Genomic DNA, 8,037 nt, shown 5'->3' with positions numbered 1-8,037 from the left:
GGTACTGCACTCGACAGGGTGTGGGAGAGTAGGACACCGCCGGAACATCATTCACGAAAGCCCCCCAGCTCACGCTGGGGGGCTTTCGTCGTTTCGCGATGATTTCCGTCGACCTGTCTCGTCAACACTTGCAGAGCCGATCCATCCGAGCCTCTGGAGGAACCATGACCGAGCAGATCACCAGTGCCTTGCCCCCAGTCGTCGACCTGCCGACCTGGCAGGCCGCGCTCGACGACCTGCGTATCCGGGAGAAGGCCGCCACCCGTGAACTCGATGCCATTGCCGCGCAACGCCGCAGGCTGCCGATGGTCGAGCTCCCGGACTACACGTTGACCGGACCGGACGGACCCCTGCGCCTGGTCGACGTATTTGACGGACGCGCTCCCAACTGATCGTCTACCACCACATGTGGTCCGACGGCGCGGAGTGGCAGTGCGGCGGCTGCACCGGGCTCACCTCGCAGTATGTCCGGCTCGGCTTCCTCGAGAACTACGACGCCCGCTTCGTCATCGTCACCAACGGGCCCATCGGTGAAGCCCTGGCCTACAAGACCAAGGTCGGCAACAAAATGGACTGGTACTCGTCGTCGGAAAGCTCATTCGGCGCGGACGTAGGCGCGGCGCCCGGTGCCGGCTTCGGGGTGAACGTATTCCTCCGCAACGGCGACAACGTCTACCGCACTTGGCACACCAACGGCCGCGGCACCGAACAGCTCAGCTACACCTTCGCGTTGATCGATCTGCTGCCCTGGGGTCGCCAGGAGGAATGGCAGGATTCACCGGACGGTTGGCCGAAGTCGCCCACCTACTCCAACTGGCTCGATTCGCCCGATGTCGCCAGACTCTACGGCCCGGACGGGACGGCGTAGCGAGGCCCGCGAATGGCAATCGAGCCCACGCACTTCGCCGGTACGGCCGTCGAGAAGGCGTTCAAGGAGCACATCAGCGAGGAGCAGCTGCGTTCGATTGCCGCGAAGACGATGGTCATCGTCGGTGACGCGGATGCGGTGCGGCCGGAGCATGCGCTGGCGATGTTCAAGCTGCGCGGTGGCGGCGATGAGCGGGCGGCAGCATCGGGAATGCTGCAGCAGGTTCCGGCCGCGCGCTTGGTGATGCTGGCCGCGACGTCGCATGTCGGCATCGCGGGAGAGTCAGCGGTACTGGCGCCAATGGTGACTGCGTTTCTCGATGATGTGCCGCCGACGACGCCGGATCTCTTTTAGCGGCAGCCGGTTTCGGCTACTTGCGAATAGGGCGCCGCGCGCCGAGTTCGGCATTGTCGGCGGCGGCGCGCCCGTCGTCCCACCCGTTGGCGTTGGGGATGGAGACGCCGCGGTTGCGCACCGCCGGGAACAAGGTGTCGAAGGCTGTGTCCACCTTCAGCTGATGGGAGGCCAGGACCGGTAGAAGTCGTTGCGCGTCTGCCGATTTCGCGATGGTGGTTTCGTTCGCCGTCACCAACCGCTCGCCGATGCGCGTCGCGTAGGCGATGAGGAACGACTTGCGGTAGGAACGACTTCGCGAGTCCGCGCTGCGCTCGGCCTGGTTGCCGCTGGCGATCATCGCCCTGGTGGCCTGGACGAGCAGCGAGGTCGTCAACAGCTCGACCACCTCCAGGTCGCCGTCATCGCCGACGATGGTCATGAACCCCCACGCCGAGGAGAAGATCGCCCGGCACCGATTGGCTTTGGTGACCACATCGACGAGCAGCGCCTTGGCATCGACATACGGTGTGTCCAGCCAAATCCTGGCTGCGCCGGGCAGATCGGGCACCGAGGTGTCCGCGTCGACCAGTACCCGGTCCACCGCGTACTTCGTCATCAGCTCTTGCGCCTTGGCCGAAAGTGTCTCTGCCTCTTCGGGAAACGAGGTCGACTCCGCCTTTGCGAGCAGCCCTCGGACGCGGCTCAGAATCTTCTCGTCGACATGATGGTGCGCTGCGGTACTCGGCTGCGCGGTGCCGGGAAGCGGGCGAATGAGTTCCAGCCGCGGCAGCCGGATCAGCAGCGCCAGCGCCTGAACCACGGTGGTGAGCGCCTCGACCGGCGTGAGCAGCTGCTTCGCCGCCCACTGACCGAGGTGCGGTGCCGAGGCTGACCACCAGGCGACGGCATCGAGGTCGTCGAGCTGTGCGCGCCAGGTCTCGTCGACCGATGCGGCGGCGAAAGGCTGCATGTACGCGGCGATCACGTCGGTCAGCAGCCCGATCGCGTACTCGTCGAGATTGCGCCGCGCGGCCTGGTGGATATCGTCGGGTAGCCAGCCGTTCTGGAAGACCCGGGTGATGATGTGCTGACCCGCGAGGTGCGCGCCGTGCTCCAGCTGCGGCGTCAGCGGATCGCGGCCGGCCAGTGCCGTCGCGCAACGTCCAGCGGCAGCCGAGGCGCCTTGCGCGGTCTCCATCGCGGCAGCCATCAACGCGTTCGCGATCTGTTCCGCGTCCGCGGGCGGCCGTTGCGCGGACCAGAAGCCGGAGCCGCCGGACGGACCGCTTTCCGGGCGGCGGCCGGTACGTCCCCGACGGTTCTGTTTGCTCATGTTCGCCACCTCCTGTTCGCGGTCCTGTCGTCTTGCAACGATAGGCAACCCGAAGACGATGACGTCGCGTGGGTAGGAACAGTCAGCTCTCGAGGCTCGCGGCGGAAAGCCCCCAAACGCAACGTTGGGGGCTTTCTTCGGACTGAGCCGTGATCTAGCGAGGCTCAGGCGCTGTCGTCGTCGCTGGCCTCCTCATCGGCTTCCTCTTCGTCGCTCTCCTCGGTATCGGTCTCGGCGGCGGGTTCGTCGTCGCTGGCTTCGTCGTCGGCCTCGTAGCCTGTTTCGTCTACGGGGGGATCGGCTGGGTCGGCAGGTGCCGGATCTACCGGCGCGGGGTCAGCGGGTGCGGGGTCTACGGGAGCTACGGGGTCGGTCATGGATCAAGCGTCCTCCCGCCGCGTACCGATCCACATCACAGTCCCATCGCGCTGCCGCGTGTCCGTCCGATCAGCGGTGTGTCGTGAGCGAAAGTGTCGCGGTCAGTTGACGTCCGGCATCGAGCGTTGCCGAAATGTATTCCTCCCGTTCAGGTTTGGACGCCTCCGCACGGAGCGGTCCGAGCTGGACCTCGTACGCGGCGGTGCCGGTCGCGTCGAAGACCGGGGCCGCGAGGTAGCTCAACGGCAGTGCCTCATCGGAATCCAATTCGCTTCTGGTGAAGGGGCGCGAGGTGAGCGCGGCGAGCTGACGAAGCGCACGGGTACGCAGATGTGGTTGCAGCAGTTCGGATCCCACCGCGCCGAGCAGATCGGCCAGCAGGTCGACCATGCCCGCATCGTCTGCCCGCGGCCGGAACACGGCGACCCCGCGGTCTCGAACGAGGGCGAGCAACGAGCTCGCCGTGCGCCGGTCCGCCCCGGCGGCGGTCGCCGTCCAAGCGTTCTGCTCGCTGGCCGAACGCCACGGCATCACACTGGCACCGGCCGGGAACTGTAGTGGAATGCGGTGTCCGACAGGGATTCCCGGCACAACGCGGTCGGTCCCGTGCCGGACGTCGAGAACAGTGAGGCGATCGGGCTCGATGCGACTGAACGTCGCGCCGGACCCGGTCCGTGCGGCGAGCGTCGCGAGGATAGCGCCGACACCGTGGGGGAGTGCGGCTCCGTTCAGTCCGGCTAGAGCGGGGCCGATCACATAACCGCGCTGTGCGTCGCGGCCGACCCACCCCGCCGCGTCGAGCTCTGCCAGGATCGCCGTCGCGGTAGCGCGGGCGATATCGAGGCGTTCGGCGATCCCCGCGACACTCACCGGTTCCGTCGACGTCGCCAGCAGCGAAACGATGTCCACGACACGGCGCGTCGGCGGCGACGCTGATCGGTCCGGCATGGCGTAACCCCTTGTCTCCGCTCGGGCGAGCGACCTACTATGTGTCGAATATTAGTTCATTGACTGTCGAATATTCGACACGCCGGGTTGCGCGGGCCTCGCGGACGGCATGGAGGGAGCGCGAATGATTCTGGATCGGTTCCGCATCGACGGACAGGTCGCCATCGTGACGGGCGCGGGCCGCGGCCTTGGCGCGGCGATCGCGGTGGCCTTCGCGGAGGCGGGTGCGGACGTCGTCATTGCGGCCCGCACCAAGAGCCAACTGGACGAGGTCGCCGAGCGGGTGACCGCCTTGGGACGCCAGGCCCATGTGGTGCCCGCGGACCTGAGCGATATCGAGGCCACCGCGGCACTCGCCGAGGCGGCGGTGCAGCGCTTCGGCAGGCTGGACATCGTGGTCAACAATGTCGGCGGCGCGATGCCGTGCCCGCTGCTGGACACCACGCCGCAGGCGCTGGTGGACGCGTTCAACTTCAACGTCACCAACGCGCACGCCCTCGTCCGCGCCGCGGTGCCGCGCATCCTCGAAACTGCCGGTGGCGGTTCCATTCTCAACATCACCTCGACGATGGGCCGGTTGCCCGGCCGCGCGTTCGCGGCCTACGGCACCGCCAAGGCGGCCCTGGCGCACTATACGAAACTTGCCGCGCTGGACCTGAACCCGCGCATCCGAGTGAATGCCATTGCCCCCGGCTCGATCCTGACCTCCGCATTGGAGATCGTCGCGGGCAACGACGCGATGCGCACCGAATTGGAAACCAAGACGCCGCTACACCGCATAGGCGACCCTGAGGACATCGCTGCGGCCGCCCTCTACCTCGTTTCTCCCGCGGGCAAGTACCTCACCGGCAAGGTCCTCGAACCCGACGGTGGCTTGATCACTCCCAACCTCGACATCCCGATTCAGGATCTGTGACATGACCTATCGCGTAGTGCAGTGGGGCACCGGAAATGTCGGCAGGCACGCCCTCGCCGGCGTCATCGCCAACCCCGACTTGGAATTGTCCGGCGTATGGGTATCGGGCCCGAAGAAGGACGGGATGGACGCGGGAACGATTGCCGGACTTGATCATCCGGTCGGCGTCGCCGCGACGACGGACACCGAAGCAATCCTCGCCGCGAAACCTGACTGCGTCGTCTACTGTTCGATGACCGACAACCGCCTCATGGACGCCATCGGCGACCTGCAGCGAATCCTCAGCGCCGGAATCAATGTCGTCGCCTGCGCCCCGGTGTTCTTCCAGTACCCCTACGGCGTCCTGCCCGACGAACTGCTGAAGCCCGTGCAAGAGGCTGCGGCGCAGGGCAATTCGTCGCTGTGGGTCAACGGCATCGACCCCGGCTTCGCGAATGACCTGCTCCCACTGGCGCTGGCCGGTACCTGCCTGCGCATCGACGAGCTCCGCTGCATCGAGATCGTCGACTACGCCAGCTACGACAATCGCGAAGTCATGTTCGACATCATGGGATTCGGCAAGCCCCTCGACGACATCCCGATGCTGCTGCAACCCGGCGTGCTGTCCCTCGCCTGGGGCGGCACCGTCCGCCAACTCGCCGCGGGCATCGGCGTCACCCTCGACGCCGTCACCGAGACCTACCAGCGCATCCCGGCCACCCACGCCTTCGACATCGCCACCGGCCACATCGCCGAAGGCACCGCCGCCGCGCTGCGTTTCGAGGTCCGCGGCATGGTCGGCGACACCCCGGTCACCGTCCTGGAACACATCACCCGCCTACACCCCGACCTGTGCCCGGACTGGCCCCAACCCGCCCATCACGAGGGCTCCTATCGTGTCGAGATCACCGGCGAACCCAGCTACGCCATGGACCTGGTGACTTCGAGCCGCAACGGCGACCACAACCACGCCACCCTGCTCGCCACCGCCATGCGCATCGTCAACGCCATCCCCGCCGTAGTCCAAGCACCCCCAGGCATCCTGACCGCCTTGGATCTGCCTCTGATCACCAATCCTGCCCAGCGGTAACCCTATTCGCGCGCTAGATATCGCTCGAGCAACCGGACGTGTGTCGGTTCGAGTTCCTCGACCGAGCTGACGCCGAGTAGCCGCATGGTTCTGATGATCTGGGTGCGGAGGATGTCGATTGTGCGGTCGACGCCCGCCTCGCCGCCGGCCATCAAGCCGTACAGGTAAGCCCGGCCGACGAGGGTGAACCTAGCGCCGAGGGCGAGGGCGGCGACGATGTCGGCGCCGTGCATGATGCCGGTGTCGAGGTGGATCTCCATGTCGTCGCCCACTTCGCGCACCACGGCGGGCAGCAGGTGCAGGGGGATGGGAGCGCGATCGAGTTGGCGCCCACCATGATTCGACAGGACGATGCCGTCGACGCCCAGTCCGGCCAAGCGTTTCGCATCGTCGACGGTCTGCACGCCCTTGACCAGGACCTTTCCTGGCCAGTTCGCCCGGATCCAGGCCAGGTCGTCGAAGCCGACGGTCGGGTCGAACATGGCATCGAGCAGCTCCGCTACCGTTCCCGACCAACGATCGAGCGAGGCAAACGCCAGCGGCTCAGTCGTGAGGAAGTCCCACCACCACCAAGGCCTACGCAAGGCATCCAGTGCGCCGGTCAGTGTGATCGATGGCGGCACTGTCATGCCATTGCGGACATCGCGCAGTCGAGCCCCCGCCACCGGCACATCCACCGTGACGACGAGAGTGTCGAATCCCGCCTGCGCCGCCCGCTCGACCAGCCCCATCGAACGATCACGGTCGGCCCACATGTAGAGCTGAAACCAATTGCGGGCGTTGGGTCCGGTACCTGCCGCGACATCCTCGATCGCCGTTGTCCCCATGGTGGACAACGTGAACGGGATCCCCGCGCGCTCGGCCGCCCGCGCACCCGCCAGCTCGCCCGCCGTGTGCATCATCCTGGTGAACCCGGTCGGCGCGATACCGAACGGCAGCGCGGCGGTCTTACCGAGCACCTGCACCGAGGTGTCGGTGGTCGCCACATCGCGCAGGATCGCGGGCCGGAACTCGATGTCGGAGAACGCTTCCCGCGCCCGGTTGAGACTGATTTCGGCATCGGCGGCACCGTCGGTGTAGTCGAACGCGACCTTCGGCGTGCGCTTGCGGGCCAGCTCCCGCAGCTCCCAGATCGTCTGGGCGCGAGCGAGTTTGCGCTCCCGGCCACCGAACGGGCGCTCGAACTTGACCAGCGGCGCGAGCTCTCGTGGCCGCGGCAGCCTGCGCCCGGTCACCGGGCGGCCCCGGCCACCTGCGCCGCGGCCCGCAGACGCAGCGAATGCATGCCGCCGTCGACCTCCAGCATCGTCGCGGTGATGGACGCCGCCGCCGGACCGGCCAGATACGCGACCGCGCTCGCGACCTCCTCGGGCGTGACCAGCCGCCCATGCGGCTGCCGCGCCCGCAACGCGGCCATTTCGGCGTCGGGATCCGCACTGGCGGCCAGCAGCCGCTGCACCCAGGGCGTATCGACGGTGCCGGGATTGACGCAGTTCACCCGAATACCCTCCGCGAGGTGGTCGGCGGCCATGGCGCGAGTGAGTGAGAGTATCGCGCCCTTACTGGCACTGTAGGCGGCGCGGTCCGGCAGCCCGGTAGTGGCCGCGATCGAGCAGATGTTCACGATCGCGGCGGCGGGTGAGCGTCGAAGATAGGGGAGCGTCGCACGGGAAACCCGCACCGTGCCGAAGACATTGACCTCGAACACCCGCCGCCATTCGTCGTCGGAGTTGTCCGCGATGGTCCCCTGCGCCCCGATGCCCGCATTGTTGACGAGGACATCGATCCGCCCGAACGCGTCGACCACGCCCGCGATCGCGTGCCGGACCGATTCGTCATCGGCGACATCGCAGCGCAACGCAACCTCCGCCGCGTCACCAGGGTTCAGATCGAGCACCGCCACTCGCGCGCCCGCCGCGGCAAACGTCTCGGTAACGGCCTTCCCGATACCGGACGCGCCACCGGTGACCACCGCCACCAGTCCGTCGAACGTGCCCTGTGCCGTCATACCGACCACCTTCTCCCCTCGGGTTCCGGTGCACGAGTTCGTTTCCGGACAGGTCCGATGTTTGACTCTGGCGAACATAACACCGATCGCGAGCGCTCGCGCCAGATTGCCACTGCGCAACCAGGATTGACGGATTCCGAATCTCCCATTGCGCAGGCAGACATCCGATGTATAGTCGTGA

8 protein-coding genes and 1 pseudogene are annotated in these 8,037 nt (G+C 67.0%); 4 read left to right on the top strand and 5 right to left on the bottom strand.

Annotation, left to right across the window (positions count from 1 at the left end):
* Nucleotides 1–164 precede the first annotated feature (164 nt).
* Nucleotides 165–868, top strand: a pseudogene (locus tag ACIBK2_RS26515) (DUF899 domain-containing protein).
* A 12-nt stretch (nt 869–880) separates the two neighbouring features.
* Nucleotides 881–1,222: a hypothetical protein gene (locus tag ACIBK2_RS26510; RefSeq protein ID WP_396970789.1), complete on the top strand. Its 342-nt coding sequence runs from the start codon at nt 881–883 to the stop codon at nt 1,220–1,222.
* Nucleotides 1,223–1,238: 16 nt separating this feature from the next.
* On the opposite strand, the gene ACIBK2_RS26505 is transcribed toward ACIBK2_RS26510, so the two are convergent.
* The 3 genes from ACIBK2_RS26505 to ACIBK2_RS26495 form a co-directional block, all read right to left on the bottom strand.
* Nucleotides 1,239–2,537 carry a DUF2786 domain-containing protein gene (locus ACIBK2_RS26505; RefSeq protein ID WP_396970787.1) on the bottom strand — a complete coding sequence of 433 codons (1,299 nt, stop codon included), beginning with the start codon at nt 2,535–2,537 and terminating at the stop codon, nt 1,239–1,241.
* A gap of 164 nt (nt 2,538–2,701) precedes the next feature.
* A complete protein-coding gene (locus ACIBK2_RS26500; RefSeq protein WP_396970785.1) occupies nt 2,702–2,914 on the bottom strand; it encodes a hypothetical protein in 213 nt (70 codons plus the stop codon).
* 70 nt (nt 2,915–2,984) lie between these two features.
* On the bottom strand, nt 2,985–3,863 hold the full coding sequence (locus tag ACIBK2_RS26495) for a helix-turn-helix domain-containing protein (RefSeq protein ID WP_396970783.1): 879 nt from the start codon (nt 3,861–3,863) through the stop codon (nt 2,985–2,987).
* A gap of 124 nt (nt 3,864–3,987) precedes the next feature.
* Between ACIBK2_RS26495 and ACIBK2_RS26490 the strand changes: the two genes are divergently transcribed.
* Together ACIBK2_RS26490 and ACIBK2_RS26485 are read left to right on the top strand one after the other, a co-directional pair.
* A complete protein-coding gene (locus tag ACIBK2_RS26490; protein ID WP_396970781.1) occupies nt 3,988–4,779 on the top strand; it encodes an SDR family oxidoreductase in 792 nt (263 codons plus the stop codon).
* A gap of 1 nt (nt 4,780) precedes the next feature.
* A complete protein-coding gene (locus ACIBK2_RS26485; RefSeq protein WP_396970779.1) occupies nt 4,781–5,848 on the top strand; it encodes a diacylglycerol kinase in 1,068 nt (355 codons plus the stop codon).
* Nucleotides 5,849–5,850: 2 nt separating this feature from the next.
* Here the strand turns inward: ACIBK2_RS26485 and ACIBK2_RS26480 are convergent, their stop codons facing one another.
* On the bottom strand, nt 5,851–7,083 hold the full coding sequence (locus ACIBK2_RS26480; protein WP_396970777.1) for an alpha-hydroxy-acid oxidizing protein: 1,233 nt from the start codon (nt 7,081–7,083) through the stop codon (nt 5,851–5,853).
* The gene (locus ACIBK2_RS26475) at nt 7,080–7,856 is read right to left on the bottom strand and encodes an SDR family NAD(P)-dependent oxidoreductase (RefSeq protein ID WP_396970776.1); all 777 of its coding nucleotides are present in this window, start codon (nt 7,854–7,856) and stop codon (nt 7,080–7,082) included. The genes ACIBK2_RS26480 and ACIBK2_RS26475 overlap by 4 nt, the downstream gene beginning before the upstream one ends.
* Nucleotides 7,857–8,037: the final 181 nt, after the last annotated feature.

Source organism: Nocardia sp. NPDC050175, assembly GCF_044459885.1.
Lineage (GTDB): Bacteria > Actinomycetota > Actinomycetes > Mycobacteriales > Mycobacteriaceae > Nocardia.
This window is presented reverse-complemented; position numbering and strand designations above follow the sequence as displayed.

Excerpts from the sequence above, each read along its gene's own strand:
- ACIBK2_RS26510 (WP_396970789.1), top strand. The coding sequence starts at position 881 with ATGGCAATCGAGCCCACGCACTTCGCCGGTACGGCCGTCGAGAAGGCG.
- ACIBK2_RS26505 (WP_396970787.1), bottom strand. The coding sequence starts at position 2,537 with ATGAGCAAACAGAACCGTCGGGGACGTACCGGCCGCCGCCCGGAAAGC.
- ACIBK2_RS26500 (WP_396970785.1), bottom strand. The coding sequence starts at position 2,914 with ATGACCGACCCCGTAGCTCCCGTAGACCCCGCACCCGCTGACCCCGCG.
- ACIBK2_RS26495 (WP_396970783.1), bottom strand. The coding sequence starts at position 3,863 with ATGCCGGACCGATCAGCGTCGCCGCCGACGCGCCGTGTCGTGGACATC.
- ACIBK2_RS26490 (WP_396970781.1), top strand. The coding sequence starts at position 3,988 with ATGATTCTGGATCGGTTCCGCATCGACGGACAGGTCGCCATCGTGACG.
- ACIBK2_RS26485 (WP_396970779.1), top strand. The coding sequence starts at position 4,781 with ATGACCTATCGCGTAGTGCAGTGGGGCACCGGAAATGTCGGCAGGCAC.
- ACIBK2_RS26475 (WP_396970776.1), bottom strand. The coding sequence starts at position 7,856 with ATGACGGCACAGGGCACGTTCGACGGACTGGTGGCGGTGGTCACCGGT.